The 20,199-nt window shown below is 71.5% G+C and carries 18 protein-coding genes, 2 pseudogenes and 1 CRISPR repeat array; of the genes and pseudogenes, 12 read left to right on the top strand and 8 right to left on the bottom strand.

All coding sequences use genetic code 11. The annotated features are described in order from the left end of the window. Positions 1–23: 23 nt before the first annotated feature. Genes DA075_RS08105 through DA075_RS08090 form a run of 4 tightly spaced genes read right to left on the bottom strand, consistent with a single transcriptional unit; the run spans position 24 to position 3,547 of the window. The gene (locus DA075_RS08105) at positions 24–1,172 is read right to left on the bottom strand and encodes an NAD(P)/FAD-dependent oxidoreductase (protein ID WP_099952769.1); all 1,149 of its coding nucleotides are present in this window, start codon (positions 1,170–1,172) and stop codon (positions 24–26) included. Then, positions 1,172–2,548, bottom strand: coding sequence for an FAD/NAD(P)-dependent oxidoreductase (locus DA075_RS08100; protein ID WP_099952768.1), 1,377 nt, complete (start codon positions 2,546–2,548; stop codon positions 1,172–1,174). Before DA075_RS08100 ends, DA075_RS08105 begins: the two co-directional genes overlap by 1 nt. Then, a complete protein-coding gene (locus tag DA075_RS08095) occupies positions 2,541–2,861 on the bottom strand; it encodes a (2Fe-2S)-binding protein (protein ID WP_099952767.1) in 321 nt (106 codons plus the stop codon). The genes DA075_RS08100 and DA075_RS08095 overlap by 8 nt, the downstream gene beginning before the upstream one ends. After that, positions 2,858–3,547: an SDR family NAD(P)-dependent oxidoreductase gene (locus DA075_RS08090; RefSeq protein WP_099952766.1), complete on the bottom strand. Its 690-nt coding sequence runs from the start codon at positions 3,545–3,547 to the stop codon at positions 2,858–2,860. The genes DA075_RS08095 and DA075_RS08090 overlap by 4 nt, the downstream gene beginning before the upstream one ends. A 145-nt stretch (positions 3,548–3,692) precedes the next feature. On the opposite strand from DA075_RS08090, the gene DA075_RS08085 reads away from it, so the two are divergent. The 12 genes and pseudogenes from DA075_RS08085 to DA075_RS08040 all read left to right on the top strand — a co-directional run bounded on the left by DA075_RS08085 (position 3,693) and on the right by DA075_RS08040 (position 16,484). Then, a complete protein-coding gene (locus DA075_RS08085) occupies positions 3,693–4,538 on the top strand; it encodes an IclR family transcriptional regulator (RefSeq protein ID WP_099952765.1) in 846 nt (281 codons plus the stop codon). Between the two features lie 551 nt (positions 4,539–5,089). Beyond that, a pseudogene (locus tag DA075_RS38100) lies at positions 5,090–5,350 on the top strand (HD domain-containing protein); the annotation flags it as partial. Next, complete coding sequence (cas3, locus tag DA075_RS08080) at positions 5,269–7,725, top strand: CRISPR-associated helicase Cas3' (protein ID WP_276330934.1); 2,457 nt, start codon at positions 5,269–5,271, stop codon at positions 7,723–7,725. The pseudogene DA075_RS38100 and the gene cas3, both read left to right, overlap by 82 nt. A gap of 455 nt (positions 7,726–8,180) precedes the next feature. Then, the gene (gene casA, locus DA075_RS08075; RefSeq protein WP_164712258.1) at positions 8,181–9,749 is read left to right on the top strand and encodes a type I-E CRISPR-associated protein Cse1/CasA; all 1,569 of its coding nucleotides are present in this window, start codon (positions 8,181–8,183) and stop codon (positions 9,747–9,749) included. Further along, complete coding sequence (locus tag DA075_RS08070; RefSeq protein ID WP_099952762.1) at positions 9,733–10,392, top strand: type I-E CRISPR-associated protein Cse2/CasB; 660 nt, start codon at positions 9,733–9,735, stop codon at positions 10,390–10,392. Before casA ends, DA075_RS08070 begins: the two co-directional genes overlap by 17 nt. Further along, a complete protein-coding gene (cas7e, locus tag DA075_RS08065) occupies positions 10,389–11,534 on the top strand; it encodes a type I-E CRISPR-associated protein Cas7/Cse4/CasC (protein ID WP_099952761.1) in 1,146 nt (381 codons plus the stop codon). The genes DA075_RS08070 and cas7e overlap by 4 nt, the downstream gene beginning before the upstream one ends. Continuing rightward, a complete protein-coding gene (gene cas5e / locus DA075_RS08060) occupies positions 11,534–12,367 on the top strand; it encodes a type I-E CRISPR-associated protein Cas5/CasD (RefSeq protein WP_099952760.1) in 834 nt (277 codons plus the stop codon). The genes cas7e and cas5e overlap by 1 nt, the downstream gene beginning before the upstream one ends. Then, positions 12,364–13,152, top strand: a complete 789-nt coding sequence (locus tag DA075_RS08055) for a type I-E CRISPR-associated protein Cas6/Cse3/CasE (RefSeq protein ID WP_099952759.1) — start codon at positions 12,364–12,366, stop codon at positions 13,150–13,152. Before cas5e ends, DA075_RS08055 begins: the two co-directional genes overlap by 4 nt. A gap of 4 nt (positions 13,153–13,156) precedes the next feature. Continuing rightward, complete coding sequence (gene cas1e / locus DA075_RS08050; RefSeq protein WP_099952758.1) at positions 13,157–14,029, top strand: type I-E CRISPR-associated endonuclease Cas1e; 873 nt, start codon at positions 13,157–13,159, stop codon at positions 14,027–14,029. Between the two features lie 40 nt (positions 14,030–14,069). Beyond that, positions 14,070–14,360 (top strand): type I-E CRISPR-associated endoribonuclease Cas2e, encoded by a 291-nt coding sequence (gene cas2e, locus DA075_RS08045; RefSeq protein WP_099952757.1) that lies wholly within the window; start codon positions 14,070–14,072, stop codon positions 14,358–14,360. 48 nt (positions 14,361–14,408) lie between these two features. Beyond that, positions 14,409–14,742: direct repeats of the CRISPR family, unit length 29 nt; unit sequence GGCTCCCCCGCCCACGCGGGGATCGACCC. Positions 14,743–14,893: 151 nt separating this feature from the next. Continuing rightward, positions 14,894–15,229, top strand: coding sequence for a cyclic nucleotide-binding domain-containing protein (locus DA075_RS35840; protein WP_123834206.1), 336 nt, complete (start codon positions 14,894–14,896; stop codon positions 15,227–15,229). 232 nt (positions 15,230–15,461) lie between these two features. Beyond that, positions 15,462–16,484 (top strand): chemotaxis protein CheB, encoded by a 1,023-nt coding sequence (locus DA075_RS08040; protein WP_099952756.1) that lies wholly within the window; start codon positions 15,462–15,464, stop codon positions 16,482–16,484. A 446-nt stretch (positions 16,485–16,930) separates the two neighbouring features. On the opposite strand, the pseudogene DA075_RS38500 reads toward DA075_RS08040, so the two are convergent. From DA075_RS38500 to DA075_RS08015, 4 genes and pseudogenes are all read right to left on the bottom strand, one after another. After that, positions 16,931–17,082 (bottom strand): annotated as a pseudogene (locus DA075_RS38500) (chromate transporter); the annotation flags it as partial. Between the two features lie 592 nt (positions 17,083–17,674). Continuing rightward, the gene (locus DA075_RS08025) at positions 17,675–18,187 is read right to left on the bottom strand and encodes a Spy/CpxP family protein refolding chaperone (protein WP_099952755.1); all 513 of its coding nucleotides are present in this window, start codon (positions 18,185–18,187) and stop codon (positions 17,675–17,677) included. Between the two features lie 170 nt (positions 18,188–18,357). Continuing rightward, positions 18,358–18,756 carry a hypothetical protein gene (locus DA075_RS08020; protein WP_123834204.1) on the bottom strand — a complete coding sequence of 133 codons (399 nt, stop codon included), beginning with the start codon at positions 18,754–18,756 and terminating at the stop codon, positions 18,358–18,360. A gap of 296 nt (positions 18,757–19,052) precedes the next feature. Continuing rightward, positions 19,053–20,141, bottom strand: a complete 1,089-nt coding sequence (locus tag DA075_RS08015; protein ID WP_244936536.1) for an AraC family transcriptional regulator — start codon at positions 20,139–20,141, stop codon at positions 19,053–19,055. Positions 20,142–20,199 lie beyond the last annotated feature (58 nt).

Here is a 20,199-nt window from a genome sequence, read left to right as displayed (position 1 = left end):
TCCCCCTGTGGTTCGTCCGTTGTTCAGTGTTCGATCTCGCCCTCCGACCGGTACGGCCCGCGCCACGCGGCGAAGCGCTCGATCCGGAACGGCTGGAGGGGGGAGGCGGAGCGGCCTTGCGTCACGAGCTCCGCCAGGATCTCGCCGACGGCCGGGCCAAGCTGGAAACCGTGGCCGGAGAAGCCGAAAGCATGAACCAGGCCGGGCGTGGTGCTGGAGGGCCCGATGACCGGGATATGGTCCGGCATCTCGCCGTCGAGGCCGCTCCAGCTACGGATGACCTGGGCATGGGCGAGGTCCGGGATCAGCGTCAGGGTCTTCCCCATCGCGCCGAGCGAGGTCGCCGAGACCGGCCGGGCGAGGCCGTCGGCGACGTCCGCCGTGCCGCGCCCGCCGCCCAGGACCACGTTGCCGCGCCGGGTCTGGCGCACGTAGACGTCGCCGCCGACGACCCCGATGGAGCGGGTGACGAGCGGGCTCAAAGGCTCGGTCACCACCATGTTGGGGCTGAGCGGCGCCACCGGGGCGGTCTCGCCGAACCACCCCGCCACCACCCCCCCATAGGCGCCGGCGGCGTTGACGAGGCTGCGGCTCTTGACCGTCACCCCCTCCGCCTCGACCGTGAAGCTGGCCCCGTCATGGGCCGCGTGGCGCACGGGCGCGTGCTCGCGCACCTCGGCGCCGAGGCGGCGGGCGAGACGGGCGAAGGCAGGCCCCACCACCCGCGGGTTGGCCTGCCCGTCGGTGGGCGAGAGCGAGGCGCCGACGACCGCCGGGCCGAGCCACGGCATCTCGGCGCGCAACGCGTTCGGTCCGAGGAGCTGGAGGTCGAGGCCGTGCCCGGCCGCGTCGCGGGCGTACGCTTCCAGCACCGCCATGTCGGCTTCGGAGCGCGCGAGCTTGATGTGGCCGGTCGCCTCGAACCCGACGTCTTCGCCGAGCTTGGCGTTCAGCCCGTCCCACAGCACCCGCGCGCGCTGCGACAGCGGCAGCTCCGAAAAATCCCGGCCCTGCTGGCGCACGCCGCCGAAATTCACTCCGCTGGCGCCGGCGCCGCACAGGCGCTTTTCCAGGAGGGCCACGGTGAGGCCCGCCTCGCGCAGGGCCACGGCGGCGGCGCAGGCCGCGGTGCCGCCGCCGATGATCGCGACGTCGACGGTGAGATGCTCCATCACGCCGGCTCCCGCAGCGGGATCGGCTTGATCGGCGCCTGCCCGCGCAGGCGGCCGACCGTCTCGACCGGCACCCGCAGGTGGCGGGCCAGGATCTCGGCGGCGGCGTGGCCGCAGACCCGGCCCTGGCAGCGGCCCATCCCGGCCCGGGTCAGCGCCTTGAGGCGGTTCATCTCGCTGGCGTCCCGCTCGGTCGCGGCCCGCCGCAGGGCGCCCGCGGTGATGCCCTCGCAGCGGCAGACGATCTCGTCGTCGGCGATGTTTTCGACCAGGTGGTGCGGGTAGGGGTAGGCGGCCTCGAGCGCGGCGCGGAAACCCGCCTGCCGGGCGAGAATCCGGTCGAGCCGGGCCTCGCGGGCGGCGTCGCGCGGCCGGCCGAGATCGGCGAGCAGGGTCAGCGCCGTTCGCTCGCCCTGCCATTCCGCCACATCGGCGCCGCCGATGCCGCTGCCGTCGCCGGCCAGGTACACATGCGGGTGCGAGGCGCGGCCTTGAGCAGAGCGCTCCGGCTGCCATTGCCGCGTCACCGGCTCGAACACGAAGCGGCAGCCGGCGAGGTCGGCCGCTTGCGCCTCGCTGCGCAACCCGAACGAGGCCCCGACCGCGTCGCAGGCGACCCGGTGCCGGCGGCCGCGGGCATCCTCCCAGGCCAAAGCCTCGACGCAGGCCGCGCCCTCGACCGCGACCGCCCGCACGCCGGAGCGCACCGGCACGCCGCGCAAGGCGCACGCGAAGGTATACCAGACCCCCTTGGCCAGGGTCGCCGGCACCGCCGCGAGGCGAGGGGCCGCCATCACCTTGGGCTTCAGCGGCGTGACGTCGAGCACAGCCGCGATCTCCGCCCCCGCCTTGGCGTATTGATGGGCGACGAGCGGCAGGAGCGGCCCGGCCCCGACGAGCGCGACGCGCCGGCCGATCGCCATGCCCTGGGCCTTGAGGGCGATCTGCGCCGCCCCGAGGGTGAACACGCCGGGCAGGGTCCAGCCCGGGAAGGGCAGGGTGCGGTCCATGGCGCCGGTGGCGAGGATCAGCCGGTCGGCCGCGGCCCGGTCGTGGCCCTCGGGGCCCAGGCAGTCGAGGTCGAAGCCGGCCGGGTCCCGGGCCGCGATTCCCCACACCATCGTGCCGGGGCGATACGCGATCCGCGGCGCCAGCGCGTCGGCGAGGGCGTGCAGGGACCGCGCCCGGCCGGCCTCGAAGCCGTAGAGGTCGGCCGCCGGCCGCTCGGCGCCGGGGGGCGGCCGGCGGTAGATCTGGCCGCCGGCGCGGTGGCCCTCGTCGATGAGGAGCGGGCGCAATCCCGCCTCTGCGAGGACCTGTGCCGCGCGCAGGCCTGCCGGCCCCGCGCCGACGATCGCGACCACCGGATCAGTCACCGACGCCTCCCGTGACCACCGCCCCCGTGACCACCGCCCCCGTGACCACCGCCATGCCGGGCTCGACCAGGGTGGTGCAGGCGCGCACCCGCCTGCCGTCCGCCAGGGTCACCCAGCAATCCTGGCAAGCGCCCATCAGGCAGTAGCCCGCCCGCTCGCCGGGCCCGAACTCGAAAAGGCGCAACGCGCGGCGATGCAGCAGGATCGCCCCGATGAGCAGGTCGCCGGCCTGCGCCTGCACCGGCACGCCGTCGATGGTGAAGGGCACGGCCGGGCCCGGCCGCTGCGCGAGGCGCCGAAACAGCCCGGTCACAGCATGTCCTCGTGCCGGCAGTTGAGCAGCAATTCGGCGACGCTCGCGGTGTTCGGCAGCCGCACCAGCGTCTCGATCACGGCCGCGACGTCCTCCGGCCGGGACATCAGCTCCCGCGGCTGCTTGGTGACGTGGGCCGTCATGTCGGTCTCGACGAAGCCTGGGCAGAAGGCGGTCGCCCGGATGCCGTGGTCCCAGCCCTCGCGCCGCACGGCCTGGGTGAGGCTGACCAGCGCCGCCTTCGCCATGGCGTAGCCGGCATTGTCGTTGCGCACCCGCTTGCCGGAGAGCGAGGCGAGGGTGACGATCCGCCCGGACCCCGAGGCGACGAGGTGCGGCCAGGCCGCCCGGATCACCCGCATCGGCGCCTTGACGTTGACGGCGATCAGCGCGTCGAAGGCGGTCTCGTCCGGATCGAGGAAACGCGCCATCGGGTTGATGCCGGCGGCGTTGACCAGCACGTCGATCTGGCCGAACTCCTTGAGCGTCGCGGCCGCCCAGGCCTCGGCGGCGCCGGGCTCCCCGGCGTCGTAGCGGCAGGGGTGCCAGGGGGCGTCGGCGGAGCGCGGATCGCGCAAGCCCGCGCTGATCCGGTAGCCGGCCCGGCACAGCCGCTCCGCCACCGCCCGGCCGATGCCGCGCGAGGCGCCGGAGACCATGGCGACCCGTCCCGCCGGCTCAAGCATCGCTGCCCCGCTCCCCCGGTGACCGCCGCATCGCAGACATCTCCCCGATCCCCACGCAGGGAGGATTGATCGTTGTCGTGGCTTGGGCAACAGCTATTTCGACAGGCGGATGATTTTGCCGATATTATTTCGCTGGATGAAAATCATGAGTGCAAGCGACGTGGAAGGACCGTCGGAACCGAAATCGCCCGAGCGATCCGGGCCGGCGCGCATTGCCGGGCTGCTGCGCCATCTCGGCGAGGCGGGACCCGGCGGCGCACGCCTGAGCGCGCTCGCCGCGGCGGCCGGCCTGCCGGCGCCGACGGCCCTGCGCCTGCTGCGCGCCCTCGTCGCCGAGGAGCTGGTCGACCTCGATCCGGCGGCGAAGACCTACCGGCTCGGCCTCGGGCTGTTTCGGCTCGCCGCCAAGGCCGGCAACCCGCTGGGCCTGCGCGACCTCGCCCGCCCGGCTTTGCTGCGCCTCACGGGTGCGCTCGGCGAGACGGTCTTCCTCCTGGTGCGCAGCGGCTACGACGCGGTCTGCATCGACCGCACGGCGGGCCCGCTGCCGATCCGCTCCTTCACCGGCGATATCGGCGGCCGGGTGATGCTCGGCCTCGGCCAGGGGGCGATGGCGATCCTGGCGCATCTGCCGGCGGACGAGCAGGAGGCGGTGATCCGCTACAACCTGCCGCGGATCCGCGAGGTGACGAGCCTGGACGAAGCCTTCCTGCACACCGAGATCGCCCGCACCCGCGCCCTCGGCTACTGCGCCGCGGCCTCGGGCCTGATCCCCGGCATGGCCGGGCTGGGCGTGCCGATCCTCGATGCCGAGGGCCGCGCGGTGGCGGCGCTCAGCGTCGGCAGCACGGTCGACCGCCTCGCCGGCGAGCGCCGCGACGCCATCGCGGGCATGCTCCGGCGCGAGGCGGCCGGCATCGCTGCCCGCCTCAACCCCTTCGACGAGACTTTGCGCCGGGCCGGTGCCGCGATGGAGCGGCCGTCGCCGTGACGGGGGAAGCGCTCCGGACCTTGCGACCGCTCTCCCGTCCGCGAGCGGTCCGCCGCTTTCCTCGGTGAGGCAGGACCGTCCCTCCGGTCCGGGATCCTGTTTGCGAGACGAGACCGGTTTCGACGATCGCCACGCAGGCAGGGTCGTGGCCAGACTGCTGTCGCCGTCACACGGAATGAATACCGGATTTTCTCCGACTATCCCTCACCCACCGCGCCATTCCGGGTCGCGCAGCGGAGCCCGGAATCCAGACGATCAGGCGGCGCGGAACGAAGCAGAACGCTTTCCGATTCGTCCTGTATCATCCGCGATACTGGATTTCGGGCTCCGCTGCGCAATCTGGAATAACCAGGAGAGCATCGATACTGTCGCGAGAATGAACCGGGCCCCGATCTGCGATGCACCCGCTTCGCCAACAGAGCTTGACGCAAGGCATTCCGATGACACCGGTCGCCATATCCGATGCCAGACATGGAAGAAAGCCGAACTTACTGATTGATCGATTGAATATGAGACGACTATGATTGCGCAAGCAGCGCGGGAGGCGTCCGGTGTCGGCATCGTCGCAGGATGGTCTCTGGGCGAAGCGTGACGCCGCCGGCCGGTGGCATTCGCTGGTCGGGCATTCCGCCGATGTGAGCGCCACGCTGGCGGCCCTGCTCGCCCTGCCGGCGGTCGGCGTGCGCCTGCGACGGCTCGGACGGGTCGACGAGGCGGCCGCGACGGGACTCTGGGCCAAGCTCCCGGCGCTCGCCTTCCTGCACGACATCGGCAAGGCCAATCGCGGCTTCCAGGCCCGGTCGAGTGCCGAGGCGCCGCGCATCGGCCATATCGACGAGCTCGCCTGGGTGTTCTCCGGCCGCCGCGGCGCGGGCGCGGTGTACGACCGCCTGGACAAGAGGCTCGGGCTCGCCCGGGCGAGGCGTGGCTGCCGGATGAAGGCCTGTTCCATGCGGTCTTCGCCCATCATGGCCGGCCCTGGGCGCTGGGACCCGAGGGACACCAGGCCGACATCAGGGACGCCGCGGCGCAGTGGCGGGACGGACCCGGCGATCCCGTGGCCGGGCTCGCGCCGATGCAGGCGGCCTTCGACGCCTGGTTCGGGGAGGCGCTGGCCGACGCGCGCCTTTTGCCCGCCCACCCGGCCTTCGCGCATGCCTTCGCGGGACTCCTGATGCTGGCCGACTGGCTCGGCTCGAACCCCGCGCCGGATTTCTTCCCCTTCGACGACGGCGCCCCCGCGGACAGGATGGCCTTCGCGCGGGCGCGCATGGCCGCCCTCCTGCCGGCGACCGGGATCGACGCGCGACCCGCGCGGGAGGCCGCCCGCCAGGTCGGCGCCGGCTTCGCGGCGGCCTTCGCGCAGGCGGGCCGGCCGCCCTTCGCGCCGCGGCCGATCCAGGCCGAGACGGCGCGGCATCCGGCGCCGCTGCTGGTGCTGGAGGCCGAGACCGGCTCCGGCAAGACCGAGGCCGCCCTGTGGCGCTTCGCCGAACTCTATCGCGCCGGCGCCGTCGACGGCCTCTATTTCGCGCTGCCGACGCGGGTGGCCGCGACCCAGATCTTCGAGCGGGTCAAGCGCTTCCGGGACAACGTCTTCCCGCCGCAGGCGCGGCCCGCGGTGGTCCTCGCCGTGCCCGGGCAGATGCGGGTCGACGAGGCGGAGGGCGCGCGCCTGCCGGACTTCGCCGTCCAGTGGAGCGACGACGGCGACCGGGCCGCCCGCTGGGCCGCCGAGCATCCGAAGCGGTCTCTCGCCGCCCCGATCGCCGTCGGCACGATCGACCAGGCGCTGCTCGGCGCGGTGCGGGTGAAGCACGCGCATCTGCGCGCCGCCTCGCTCCTCACCAAGCTCCTGGTGATCGACGAGGTCCACGCCTCGGACGCCTATATGGAGCGCCTGCTCGCGAACCTCCTGCGCTTCCACCCCGGGGCGGGCGGCCACGCCCTGCTCCTGTCGGCGACCCTCGGCGCCGGCGCCCGCGCCCGCCTGCTCGGGGCCGCGACGGTGCCGGTGCGGGAGGAGGCGGAGGCCGTGCCCTATCCGGCCCTGAGCTGGTGCGTGGACGGAATCGAGCGCCGCCAGCCGCTCGGCCGGGCCGGCGACGACAAGGCCGTCCGAATGGAGGCCCGCCCGATCCTGGCCGATCCCGGCGCGATCGCGGCCGCCGCCCTTGCGGCGGCCCGCGCCGGGGCCAAGGTGCTGGTCGTCCGCAACACGGTCGGGCAGGCGTTGCGGGTCCAGGAGGCGCTGGAGGCGCAAGCGACGGCATCGGACGCGGCTTTGCTGTTCCGGGTGCCGCACGCGGATGGCCGGGGGATCGCGACGCTGCACCATTCCCGCTTCGCCGAGCCGGACCGGCGCATCCTCGACGCAGGTGTCGAGGCCGCCATCGGGCGCGAGCGCCAGGAGGGCGGCCGGGTCGTGATCGGCACCCAGACCCTGGAGCAATCCCTCGACCTCGACGCCGACCTGCTCGTCACCGACCTCTGCCCGGTCGACGTGCTGCTGCAACGGATCGGCCGGCTCCACCGCCATGCCGGCCGGACCCGCCCGGCGGGCGTCGCCACGCCCCGCGCGGTCGTGCTCGTCCCCGAAGCGCGCGAGCTGTTCCGGGCGGACCTGCGCGCCTACGGGCTCGGCGCCGGCGACAAGGGCGGCGTCTACGAGGATTTGCGCCTCCTCGAACTGACCCGGCGGCTCGTCGAGGCCGAGCCGGTCTGGACCATCCCGGCGATGAACCGCCGCCTCGTCGAGGCCGCGACCCATCCCGAGGCGCTCGCCGCAGTCGAGGCGGAGCTGTCGGGTGCCGACCCGGCCTGGCGACCGCATTTTGACCGGCTCGCCGGCCGCTACTTCGCCGACCTCGGCGCGGCGGAGAACGCCCTGCTGCGTTTCGACCGGCCCTTTCCGGAATTCCGGGTCGAGCCCGACGAGGTCATCGCCACCCGCCTCGGCGGCGCCGACCGGCATGTCGACTTCCGGTCGGAGGCGCGGCCGCTGCCGGTCGGCCCCTTCGGCCGGCCGGTGCCGTCGCTGAAGATGCCGCACCATATGGCCGAGAATATTCTCGTTGACGTTCAGCCGGAGATTGTAGAAACTCTAGGTGACGACGACGGCTTCACGTTCCGCCTCGGCCCGATCGTCTTCACGTATGATGGCTTCGGGCTGAGGCGTATCGAGTGATACCGCGTCCGCTGAATTCATTCGAATAAAGATAAGGCACGTCTCTCTCCCGGATGGGAGAGGGGCCGGGGGTGAGGGTGGCGACGGCTCCGTGTAAAGTTGAGAGCGTCGTGTTGGCAGCGGAACGGTTCAGGTTTACTGCGGCACCGTCTCCACCCTCACCCCTAACCCCCTCCCATCCGGGAGAGGGGATCCCGCGCTTGACCGAAAATCAGAACAGATCACCCAGACATCGTATGAGAGCCCCGCGTCGGCGGGGAAAACCGTTGAAGCCGCGCTCATCCCGCGAACGTCATTGGGTCGATCCCCGCGCGGGCGGGACTCCTTACCTGCCGGGTGACACCGCGGGAGACAAGCCCGGATATTTTTGAACAATGAGGTTCGGGGTTTGGGGTCATTTTTGTCTTGACGGTATCGCGGCAGGCCAGCACTCTCGGCCTCGGGGAGGGTGGCCGATGGACTGCAATGCACTCACCGACGCGGCGATCCGCGTCCGTACCCAGGACGGCGCCCTGCGCGCGATGTCGCTGCCCGGCACCCTCACCGCCCTCGCCCGGAACGAGATCGCCTCTTTCCCAGCTCTTCGCCCACACCAGCGCCATGCCTGGCACGCCTTCCTGGTCCAGCTCGCCACCCTCGCGCTGATCCGCGCAGGCCGCGACGCGATGCCGGAGGACGAGGCGCCCTGGCGCGACCTGCTGCGCGCGCTCACTCCCGATCATCCCGACGACGCGCCCTGGTGCCTCGTCGCGCCGCCGGACCGGCCGGCGCTGCTGCAACCGCCGATTCCCGGCGGGCTGAAGGACCTGAAGAGCGTCGTCCCGACCCCGGACGCCCTCGACATGCTGGTCACCTCGAAGAACCACGACCTCAAGAGCGAGGTGATGATGGCGGCAGAGCCGGACGACTGGCTGTTCGCCCTCGTGACCCTGCAGACCACCGAGGGGTTCCTCGGCGCAGGGAATTACGGCATCAGCCGCATGAATGGCGGCTTCGCCAACCGGCCGGCGCTCAGCATCGAGCCGAAGCCCGGGACGGTGTCGCCGGTCCGCCGCGACGTCGAGGCCCTGGTGGCGCGCCGCAGGACCGACGCGGTCTCGTCCGTCTACGCGGCTGAGGGGGGGCTCGGCCTCGTCTGGCTGCGCCCGTGGGACGGGGCGACCTCCCTGCGGCCCGACGAGCTCGATCCGCTCTACATCGAGGTCTGCCGGCGGGTCCGGCTGGTGGAGGAGGGCGGCCGGATCGCCGCGCGGGCCGGGGGCTCGAAGGTGCCGCGGATCGTCCCGATTCCGGGCGGGGTGACCGGCGATCCCTGGGCGCCGACGGTGACCGAGAAGGACGAGGTCAAGGTCCTCACCGTCGATGCCGGGGGCTTTCATTACCGGCGCATGGTGCGGCTCCTCTTCCAGAAGGACGGCCACGCGCTGCCGGTCCTCGCGAGGACGTTGTCCACCGACGCGGAGGAGGGCCTCGTCATCCTGGCGCGGGCGCTGACCCGCGGGCAGGGCAAGACCGAAGGCCTGCACGAGCGCAGGGTGCCGGTCACCAGGACCGTGCACGGGAAGATGCGCACCCGCGTCACCGACGATCTGGCCCTGGCCGCGACCGAGCGGGTCGCGCTCGCCGGCGAGATCCAGAACCGCGTCCTGAAGCCCGCCCTGCTCGCCCTGTTCGAGAACGGGCCGGACCAGGTCGACTACCAGGACAAGGGCGCGAATGCCCGCGCGCGGGACCTCCTCGCCCGGTTCGACCGCGCGGTGGACGCCACGTTCTTCGACGACCTGTGGGCCGAGTTCGAGCCGGATATCGACCCCGGCGCCGTCCGCAAGGAATGGGCGCACCGCCTCGTGACCAAGGTGGCCTGGCCCCTCGTCGCCGAGGCGGATGCCGGCCTGTCGAAGGCGGTCGGGCGGCGCTGGCGCGCGCTGACCCGGGCCGAAACGCTGTTCTGGACCGGCACGCGCAACCCGAAGACCGGCCTGTTCCCCTTCTTCGCGGAGACCAAGCGTGACGACGCAGCCTGATCCCGCCGGCGGCGACGCGCCGCCCCGGCGCCCCGCTGAGATCGCCGCCCGGATCGTGGCCCCGATGAGGCATGTCGACAGCTTCGGCGCCGGCCCGCTCGCCGATCTGCGGCGGCTCGACCCGAACGGGGCGCTCGCCGAGCCGACGCTTCATCGGCTCCTCGCCCGGCACGCCACGGAGCAGGAGGTGGGGCAGACCGGCTTTGCGGCCTGGGCCCTCGTCCTCCACGCGGCGGCGCTCGCCGCGCCCGACCACCTGTCCGTCCCGCGCCGCGAGGACGAGCCGGCGGAGGCCGAGGCGCAGGAGCAATTCTGGGCCGAGCGGTCGCGCCACGCTCGCAAGCGGTTCGGCGAAGCGCTGTTCAAGGCGGGCTTGAGCGAGCGCCGCTTCGCCGCCCTGCTCGACGCCACCGAGGACGAGCTGCGGGTCGCGCTGCCCCGCGCCGTGCGGTTCCTCGTCGCCAAGGGCGAGCGCCTGCCGGTCCTCGCCGTCCTCGATCTCGTCGCCTCGGCCCGGCACCTCGACGACGACCGGGCCCGATCGGCCCGCCACCGCATCGCCCGCGGCTACTACCGGGCCGAATCCGACGCCACCAAACCGAAATCCACTCAATCCCCCGCCTCTCCCGGAGCCGCCGCGTGACCCGCTTCCTGCAGATCCACAGCCTCGCCTCCTACCCGGCCGTGCTGCTGAACCGGGACGATGCCGGCCTCGCCAAAAGGCTGCCCTATGGCGGCACGGTGCGCACCCGCATCTCGTCGCAGAGCCTGAAGCGGCATTGGCGCCTCGCCGAGGATGCCTGGGCGCTGAAGGGGATCGGCGCCCCGATGGGCGTGCGCTCGCGCGAGATCGTCGAGCGGCGCATCCAGCCGACGCTCACGGCGGCGCCCGCCATCGTCGAGGCGGTCGCCGCCGCCCTGGTCAAGCACCTCTACGGCAAGAACAGCGCCAAGATCGCCGACCGGCAGGCCCTGCTCCTCGGCGATCCCGAGATCGACTACCTGACGCGGATCGGGGCGGAGGCCGCCTCCGCCGCCACCGACGCCAAGACGGCCGAGGCCGAGGTCGATGCGCGGCTCGCCAAGGGCACCGGCAAGGCGAACCTCGCCGCTTTGCTCGCCACCGCCGGCACCCTCGCGGCCGGGCTCGAGGCGGCCCTGTTCGGCCGGATGGTCACCTCGGACCCCGACGCCAACACCGATGCGGCGATCCACGTCGCGCACGCCTTCACGGTCCACGCGCAGGAGAGCGAGAGCGACTACTTCACCGTCGTCGACGACCTGCGGGTGGCGGCGGGCGAGGTCGGCTCCGGCGGCATCTTCGACACCGAGCTGACCTCCGGCCTCTATTACGGCTACGTCGTGGTCGACGTGCCGCTCCTCGTCGCGAACCTCGCGGGCGACCGGGACCTCGCGGCCCGCGTCGTCGAGCATCTCGTCCACCTGATCGCCACCGTCTCGCCCGGCGCCAAGAAGGGCTCGACCGCTCCTTACGCCTATGCCGACCTGATGCTGGTCGAGGCCGGATCGCGCCAGCCGCGCACGCTCGCCGGCGCCTTCCGCAAGGCGGTGCCGCTGCGCCGCGACGGCGACCTGGCGGCCGAGGCCGTCACCACCATGGCCGCTTGCCTCGGCCGGCTCGACAACGCCTATGGGAAGGGAGAAGAGCGCGCGCATCTCTCGACCGTCGAGGCGGACGCGCCCGGCTTCGGCGAGCCGACGACCCTCGACGGCCTTGCCGCCTGGGCCGCCGGGACGGTGCGGGCCGGGCAGGGGGCCGCCTGATGCCGCGCTTCCTCCTCCTGCGGCTCGAAGCGCCGCTCGTCGCCTTCGGGGGCGAGGTGGTGGATGCCCGCGGGGTGCTGGCGGAGTTTCCCGGCGCCTCGCTGCTGACGGGCCTGCTCGCCAACGCCCTGGGCACTCGCCGCGGCGAGACGGACCGGCTCCAGGCCCTCCAGGACCGGCTCGTCTACGCGGCGCGGATCGACCGGGCCGGGACGCGCATCACCGACTTCCAGACCGCGCAGCTCGGCAAGGACGACCGCGGCTGGACCACCCGCGGCAGGCCCGAGGGCCGCGCCGGCGGGGCGGGCAGCTATGCCGGGCCGCATCTGCGCCGCCGCGACTACGACGGCGACCTCTCCTGCGCCGTCGCGCTGCGGCTGGCGCCGGCCGAGGCGCCGCCGACCCTCGAGGATCTCCGGGACGCATTGCTCCGGCCCGCCCGGCCGCTCTTCCTCGGCCGCAAGCCCTGCCTGCCGTCGCGGCCGCTTCTCGAGCCGGAGGACACGGGCCACCGGATCGTCGAGGCCGACGACCTCCTGGCGGCGCTCAGCCTCCTGCCGCCGGCGGAGGACAGCGACCGGACCCTGCGGGTGATGCTGCCCGAGTCCGAGCCGGCGGCGCCGCGCGACGAGGTCCGCCCGGTGACCGACGCGCGCAACTGGCGCTCGGGCGTCCATGGCGGCCATCGCCTCGTGCGGGTGCGGACGCTGGCGCGGCCGGAGGAACCGGCCAAGAGGGGGGCGGCCAAGGGATCGGCCAAGGGATCGGCCAAGGGATCGGCCAAGGGATCGGCCAAGGGATTGGCCAAGGGATTGGCGGAGAGGCCGGCATGACGCTGACCCTGATCCAGATGCGCCCGGCTCTCGGGCCGCTCCTGCGCTGGGCCCACCGCCGCCACGTGGTCGCCGCCCAGGGGCCGGACGATCTCGGCTACGCGCTCCACGCGATCCTCGCCGCCGCCTTCGGCGCGCAGGCCCCCAAGCCCTTCGTGCTGCTCGACCCCCCGCGCCGGCACGCGCGGCCGGGGGCCGACCCGGCGCCGCAGCTCCTCGGCTACACGACCGGGGACGTGGCGGGCCTGCGGGATCACGCCGCCGCCTTCGCCGACCCCGAGGTCGCCGAAGCGCTCGACCTCGACGGGCTCGCCGCCAAGGCGATGCCGGCGCGCTTCTCCGCGGGCACGCGGCTCGGCTTCCGCACCCGCATCCGCCCGACGGTCCGCCGCGACCGCGACGGCGACCGGGCGCGCACCCGCGAGCAGGACGCCTACCTGGCGGCCCTCGATCCCTATGAGGGGCAGCCGGCCCCGTTCAGCCGCGGCGAGGTCTACCGCGATTGGCTCGCCCGGCACCTCGCGGCCGGCGGGGCCGAACTGGAGATGGCGAGCCTCGACGCCTTCCGCCTCGGCCGGGGCTTGCGCCGGGGCCGCGACCGGGAGCTTCGCCAGATCCCGTCCTCGAGCCCGACGATGAAGGGCGCCGCCGGCCACCCGGACGCGACCGTGACCGGGGTGCTGGCGGTGCGGGACCCGGAGGCCTTCGCGGCGCTCCTCGCCCGGGGCGTCGGCCGCCACCGCGCCTTCGGGTTCGGCATGCTGCTGCTCAGGCCGCCGGGATAGGGCCATGCTGAAGGGACGCCTCGGGCTCGAGACCGCGCGCCAGCCCCATTCCGACCGCCACGGCCTCGTCTGGCTCGACCGCGGCGCCCTGACGGTGGAGGATGGCTGCCTGCGCTTCGTCGCGGCGGGCAGCGAGACGGTGGAAGCCGGCGACTACCGCATCCCGCACCAGGCGCTGTCGATGGTGCTGCTCGGGCCGGGCTCGACCGTGAGCCACGATGCGCTCCGCATCCTGGCGCGCCACAATACCGGCCTCGCCGCGATCGGGGAGGGGGGCGTGCGCTTCTACACCGCCCAGCCGCTCCTGCCCGACACCTCCGCCCTGGCGCGCCGGCAGGCGACGGCCTGGGCGGACCCGAAGGGCGGCCGCATGAAGGTGGCGCGCCGGATGTACGCCCTGCGCCTCGGCGAGGTGCTGCCGCATCGCGACATCGCGGTCCTGCGCGGCATCGAGGGTGCGCGGGTCAAGGAGATCTACCGGCAGGCGGCGGAGCGCCACGGCATCCGCTGGCAGGGCCGCCGCTACGACCGCCAGAACCCGAACGCCGCCGACATCCCCAACCAGGCGCTCAACCACGCCGCCTCGGCGGTGGAGGGCGCCGCCGCGATCGCCGTCGCGGCGACCGCGACCATCCCCCAGCTCGGCTTCATCCACGAGGATTCGGGCCAGAGCTTCGTGCTCGACGTCGCCGACCTCTTCCGCGACACGATCACCGTCCCCTGCGCCTTCAAGGCCGCGAAGGCGCAGGAGAAGCGCCCCACCGACCCGATCGAGCGCCTGGCGCGCCGGACCGTCGCCGAGCGGCTGCGGCGCGACGGCGTCATCCCGGCGATGATCGACCGCATCAAGACCCTGTTCGAGGAGGAGACCACGTGACGGGCCGGTCCGCCTCATGCCTCCCGAGGGTCTTCGTGCCATGCCGATGACCGTGGTGGTGACCCGGGACGTCGCCGACCGCTTCCGCGGCTTCCTGTCCTCGGTGATGCCGGAGGCCGCCCCCGGCGTCTTCGTCGGCGCCGAGCTGTCCCGGGGCGTGCGCGAGCGGGTCTGGACCGTGCTGTCGGAGTGGTGGACCGAGATGCCCGGCGGCTCGATCGTTCTCCTGTGGAAGGACGACGCCGCGCCGGGCCGCCTCGGCCTGCGCACCCTCGGTCTCCCGCCCCGCACCCTCGCGGACCTCGACGGCGCCTTGCTCGTCCGCCGGTGAGGGGCGTTCTTCGACATCGTGAATGATACCAGCGACTTGAGCGGCAGGGGCTCCCCCGCCCACGCGGGGATCGACCCCACGTTCCGGCTGTCGACCCATGCGAAGTTCAGGCTCCCCCGCCCACGCGGGGATCGACCCCTGCCGCTCGGCATGGGCGGCAAGCTGAGCGCGGCTCCCCCGCCCACGCGGGGATCGACCCGCGCCGTGCGCTACGGCGATCTTCGACCCGTTGGCTCCCCCGCCCACGCGGGGATCGACCCCAAGGCTTGCGGGGGCCAGCCGCCTTACTTTGGGCTCCCCCGCCCACGCGGGGATCGACCTTTGACGTCATCCGGGACGAAGTCGAGGTAGTTGGCTCCCCCGCCCAAGCGGGTTTCGACGCCGATGCGCTGGACCTGGCCGAGAGCGATACCGAACCGAACAGCGCTGTCGCATCGTCAGCGGCACGACCACACCCGGCCTTCGCAGGCAGGCCGTCCGCCGATGTTTCGCCTCGGGGCGATCACCACCCGATCATCGCGCGGGGATCGCGCATGCGCGCATCGCCCGAGGCGGCGACGGCCTGCGAGGAGCCATCGACCGTCGGCGGCCGCTCCACGGGCGAATGGCGGGCTCGTCGGCTCTGCGAGGTGTTGGGACGACGGCAGGCGGCCGAGCGAGCAGGCGAGAACCGGGATAACCTGACGCGTGCCCAGCACACCCTCGCCGATCCGCCGGGCTTGTCACACGCACATATCGACCGAACATTCCAAGCTCTGCGGCATCAGAGACTCATTGAATTGCGACACGGGCACATGACAATCATTGGTTTTACGATCTTTGAAAAGATAGCAAAATTTCGATCAAAATATCATAATTCTTATTTCTAGCTGCGGGAAAAATATTTTTAGTTATTAGTCAAAAAATTATGCAATATTGTTTCGTAACCGAGCAGCTGTCGTCGACAAGACCAGCTTATGACAGCGTCAGGCCGATAATTTTTGTCTACGAAATCCGTGAGAGGCGTTTCGACGGGCGAGCGATCGACACGATGGCAGGGTGGTCCGCGCACCCTGTGAACCTTTCGGGCGTTGGCCCTGCGATGCATCGGAGGGTTCGGGCATGCGCAATCGTGACATCGTCGTGATCGGCGGCTCGTCGGGGGCGACCGTCCCGCTGCGGACCATCCTCGGCGCCCTGCCGGCGGATCTTCCGGCGGCCCTGTTCATCGTGCTGCACATCCCCGCCCGCAGCCTCGGCCTGCTCGCGACCGTGACCGCCGCGGCGAGCCGATTGCCGGTCCGGGCAGCGGCCGACGGCATGGCGATCCGGCCCGGCACCATCACGCTCGGCGTGCCGGACCACCACCTGATCCTGACGGAGACCGGGATCCGGCTCGGGCGCGGCCCGCGCGAGAACATGGCCCGGCCCTCCATCGATCCGCTGTTCCGCTCGGCGGCCGCGGCCTTCGGCCCCCGGGTCATCGGGATCCTGCTGAGCGGGCTCCTGAACGACGGCGCCTCGGGCCTTGAGGCGATCAAGAGCTGCGGCGGGCTCACGCTGGTGCAGGACCCCGCCGACGCCCTGGCCGACGAGATGCCGCGCAGCGCCCTGGAGGCCCTGGAGGTCGACCTCACCCTGTCGGCGGCGCGGATCGGCGACGTCCTGTCGGATCTGGTGCGCGGTCCCGCCGGGCCGCGCCTGCCGGTCTCCCCCGAACTGCGCCTCGAGATCGACGTCGCGGCAGGCGAGCGCATCGACAGCGACGTGCTGCGCCGCATCGCCGATCCCGCGGCCTTGACCTGCCCGCATTGCAGCGGCGTCCTCTCGCAGGTGCGGGACGCCAAGCCTCTGCGGTTCCGCTGCCAGGTCGGCCACGCCTTCTCCGCCGAGGCCGTGGCCAAGGAGCAGGAGGGCGCCGTCGACGAGGCGATGCGGGTGGCCCTGCGCATCATCGAGGAGCGGGCGGAACTCGTCCGGCGCATGGCGCGGGACGGGCTCGAGGCCGGGCGCATGACGGTCGCCGCGATCTACGAGGAGCGCGCCGCCGAGTATCGCCGCTATGCCGAGACGATCCGCAAGGCCGTCCTCCTCAAGAGGCCCTCGCCCGAGCCCTCGGGCGACGAGGGCGCGCAGGAGACCTGACGGCGCTCGCCCGGTCGTCCCGCGGGCGGGACGGCACCGGTTGCGGAGACGGGGGACGGGATGCGCCGGCCGGATTTTCCGGCGGCACGGCGCAATCGGGCAGGACCATGGCAGCTTCCGCTGACAGCGCAGCACCGTCCCATGACGGCGGACCCGTCGTCGGTGCCCTGTGCGCCTCGGCCGCCGACACGGCCTCGCTCATGCGCCTTCTGCGGCAGCTCCCGCCGCAGCCCGGCGCGGCGTTCGTCGTCGTGCTGCCTCACCGCGAGGTCCTCGACGGGGAGGCCCTCGGCCGCATCCTGCGCGAGGCCGGCCACGGGCCGAGCCCGGTCGGGCACGGCGCGCCGGACCTACCTCCCGGAGGCCGGCCGGATCCTGACGATCGCGGAGGGCCGTTTCCGGGTCCGGTCCGCCGAGGAGCGGCTCGGCGCGCGCAACCATCGACAGCCGTCGAGCCTTTCGCCGGGGGCCGGAGCCAGCCAAGATGCTCCACCGCCTGCTGGGCGACGTAGGCGAGCACCGCATAGGCCCCGCCGAACGTCACCATGGCCATTTTGGAGAAGAACACCGTGATGTGGCTGAACACGTCGTTCGGGCCGGGGTCGGCCGCGAAATCCTCGTCAGTGCGCACGTCGAGCAGCACCGGGCAGCCGGGTGTGCCGATCAGGCGGACAAGCTTTTCGACAGGAATGGAATTTGGCGCAGACATGACGCGTCCTTGCAGAGATTGCAGATTGGACGCGATGCTTCAGCCGGAGCCTCGTCGGGAGATCGCTTCCCGATGATGCGGAAAATGCCGCCGCGGCGCGCAATGTCGAGCGGTTGATCGTTCGATGTGCGGTATCCCTCAAGGGGAGTGCAGCTGTGCCGCATGCTGCCGTCCACGTCAGCATGACGGGTCCTCACCGCAGGAGCCGCGCGGAAGTCTCCACCCGTATCGAAATGCCGGAGAACCACGAAAATGGGGGATCATCCCGATAAGCGACATGCGCTTTCCCGCCGGCGAACGGTCGCCCGTCACGGCTTCTGGTCGTTGACGACGTACATCGCGGACGACTTCTTCGCCGAGCCTCGCTCATCCGCTAAACCGAAGCGGGCGGCGATGCTCAAGTCGACGGCCAAGCTCCGGCCGTCCGACTCAAGCCAAGCAGCCTCCGAACAACCCGGGGCGGTTCAGGGTCGGCTTCCAATCAGCCTTCATCGTCCTCGTCGTCGAAGAGCTCTTGGCGGCGATTGTCGATGGCATCCCGTAATCCGCCAATGACCCTGGCGACGACAAAGCGCATCCGCGTCTTCTGATCCGGACTGAGGGTCTGGTAGAGCGGTTGCCATGCATCCGCGAGCCGCCTGAGCTCGGCGGAGCGCTGGCCCAGGGTCTCGGCGCGCGTGCGGATCAGCGCGAGAGGGTCGGCGTCGCCCTGCTGCTTGACCCGTTCGGCCAAGCCGGACAGCCGGCGGTAGCGCCCGTCGGCACGGGCGCGGATCGCGTCCTCGATGGCCGGCCAGTATTGCTGCTGCTCGGGCGTCAGCTGGAGGGCGGCCTTCACCACTCCGATCCGGGCATCGGTCAGGATCTTGAAGTTGGTCTGGCTCAGCGTCCCATGCTCACCGATGGCCCCGGTCGTGGACACCTCCCTGGCCGAGGCCATCGGGACTCCGGCGAGGACGAGGGCAACGGCCATGCCGATCATGCTCTCTTTCATGGTGACCTCCTGTACGAAACGAGATCCCTGGCAAATGAAGGCGACCGCGGCGTACGAGATGCGGCCCGATCGGGACGGCCGACGCCGGTCGTGATGTTTGCCGTACCGGTCCTGCTTCGCTCGAGCGCCGGACGACGCACAGGCTCCGCCCAGACGTGAGCCGTGCTCAATCAGTGCACGATGACGCGCACGACCCTGCGAGAATCAAGATCCACAACGACTGCACGATCATCGGGGGAGATATAGTAGCCGTAGTAGCCGACCGGGTTCAGACCTGGGACCGAGACATTCTGGAACGAGCCGAGTTCGAGCCAAGGAGGAATCAGGCTGCCGCGCCCGATGCGAACGCCACTGGGTTCGTTGTAGCGGGGACCGGCATTGAACAAGGTCTCGATCGTGCCGGGCTCGTTGCCGGACATGAGGACGCCCCGCTGGTCAAGCTGGGGGTTGACCCGTACCGTGAGCGGCTGGGCCACAGCGACGGAGCAGGCAAGGCCGCTCACCGCCAACAGGCCGATCCTGGCGAAGAGTCGCGCCTTGCGCTGTGCACGAGAGAACATCATGTTCACCCCTCAACCATTGTCGTACTGAGCGGAAGGTCACGATCCTTCTGAGGCAATTCTCATGATCGGGCTTGATCGCGGGAGACAGATTTCGCAAGAAAGCCGCGGACCTGACGCGAAACCATGATGGATGCGATCCGCCGCGAGGTTGCGGCAAGGCTTGAGGGTGTGGACGGCCCCTCCCGCGGCAGCGCAGCGCCAGAACGAGGACGTCGCGTCCCGGATCGCTGCTGCCAACCCCCATCTCGGCGTCGCGACAGGGGCTCAACGACAAGCCGCTGCGAACGACGACTCGCGAGGGTTCACAGAGGCCGATGATCCTTCCGCCATGCGCTGGGCGTGGTGCCTGTCCAGCGCCGGAAAGCGTGCGTGAACGCGGCCTGCTCCGAGAACTCCAACGCGCCTGAGATCTCCGTCAAGCTCAGGCTCGTGTCGGTCAGCAACTGCCTGGCACGAGCGAACCGCGCTTCGTTGACGATCAGCGTGAAGCTCGTGCCTTCGGACTTCAACCGGCGGCTCAGGGTGCGCCCGTGGATCACCATCCTGCGCGCGACATCGTCCTTGTTGTGCTGCCTGGGGACCGCTGCCGTGCGCAGGCGGCGCCGCACCTCGTCGGTGGCGTCGGGTGGTGCGACCGCTTCGAGCCGCTGGATGCGCTCCTGCGCGAGTTTGCGGACCGCCGGGCTCGCACCGTCGATGGGGTGACTCAGGAGGCGTGACGGAAAAGCGAGCGCCGCGATCTCCTGCCCAAACCGGACGGGCGCTCGGAAGAACTCGGTGTAGGGCGCGGGATCCGGCGGCTGGAGCTGCGGCAGCAGCACTTCATCCGGGCTCCAGTCGGAGCCGCACAAGGAGCGCATGACGGTGGTCAGCGCCGCGAGAGATCTCTCGCAGTGCAGCGCGATACCCTCCAGATCGGGCTCGTAGGGAGAGTAGATCGCGAGAACGACAGGGCCGTCGATCGTCATCTCGATCACCGCGCCACGGTTCAGGAGACCGTAATGGGCTTCCAAGGCGTGCAAGGCACCGCCGACCATCTCCGAATGTCGCATCAGCATCCCCAGATAACCGAGCGAGGCGAGAGTGGTGCGCTGACCGACAAGCAGGCCGAGATGGGAGCATGGCATCTGATCGGCGGCAAGGACTGTCAGACGGCCAAGCAGCTTCAATGGAATAGGCTCATTGACAATTAGAGATTGCTTGCTGATTTCTACTTTCTCGAACAGAGATTGATGATCGATCCCGGCTTCGATCAAAATGTCGCGAATTGCCCCGACCGCCTTGACGTTAACTTGCCCGTTATCCAGCGGATACATGCTTGGAGACGATGCTCGGGCAAACAGTTCGGCGGACGGCCGCGCTTCGTGCTCTGACGAGAAAAAGGGCGGCATGGATTGACCTCAAATCTTGCCAGAGCAGCGGGTGCAGGCAGATCACGGGAGCTGCATC

The organism is Methylobacterium currus (assembly GCF_003058325.1).
GTDB lineage: Bacteria > Pseudomonadota > Alphaproteobacteria > Rhizobiales > Beijerinckiaceae > Methylobacterium > Methylobacterium currus.
This window is presented reverse-complemented; position numbering and strand designations above follow the sequence as displayed.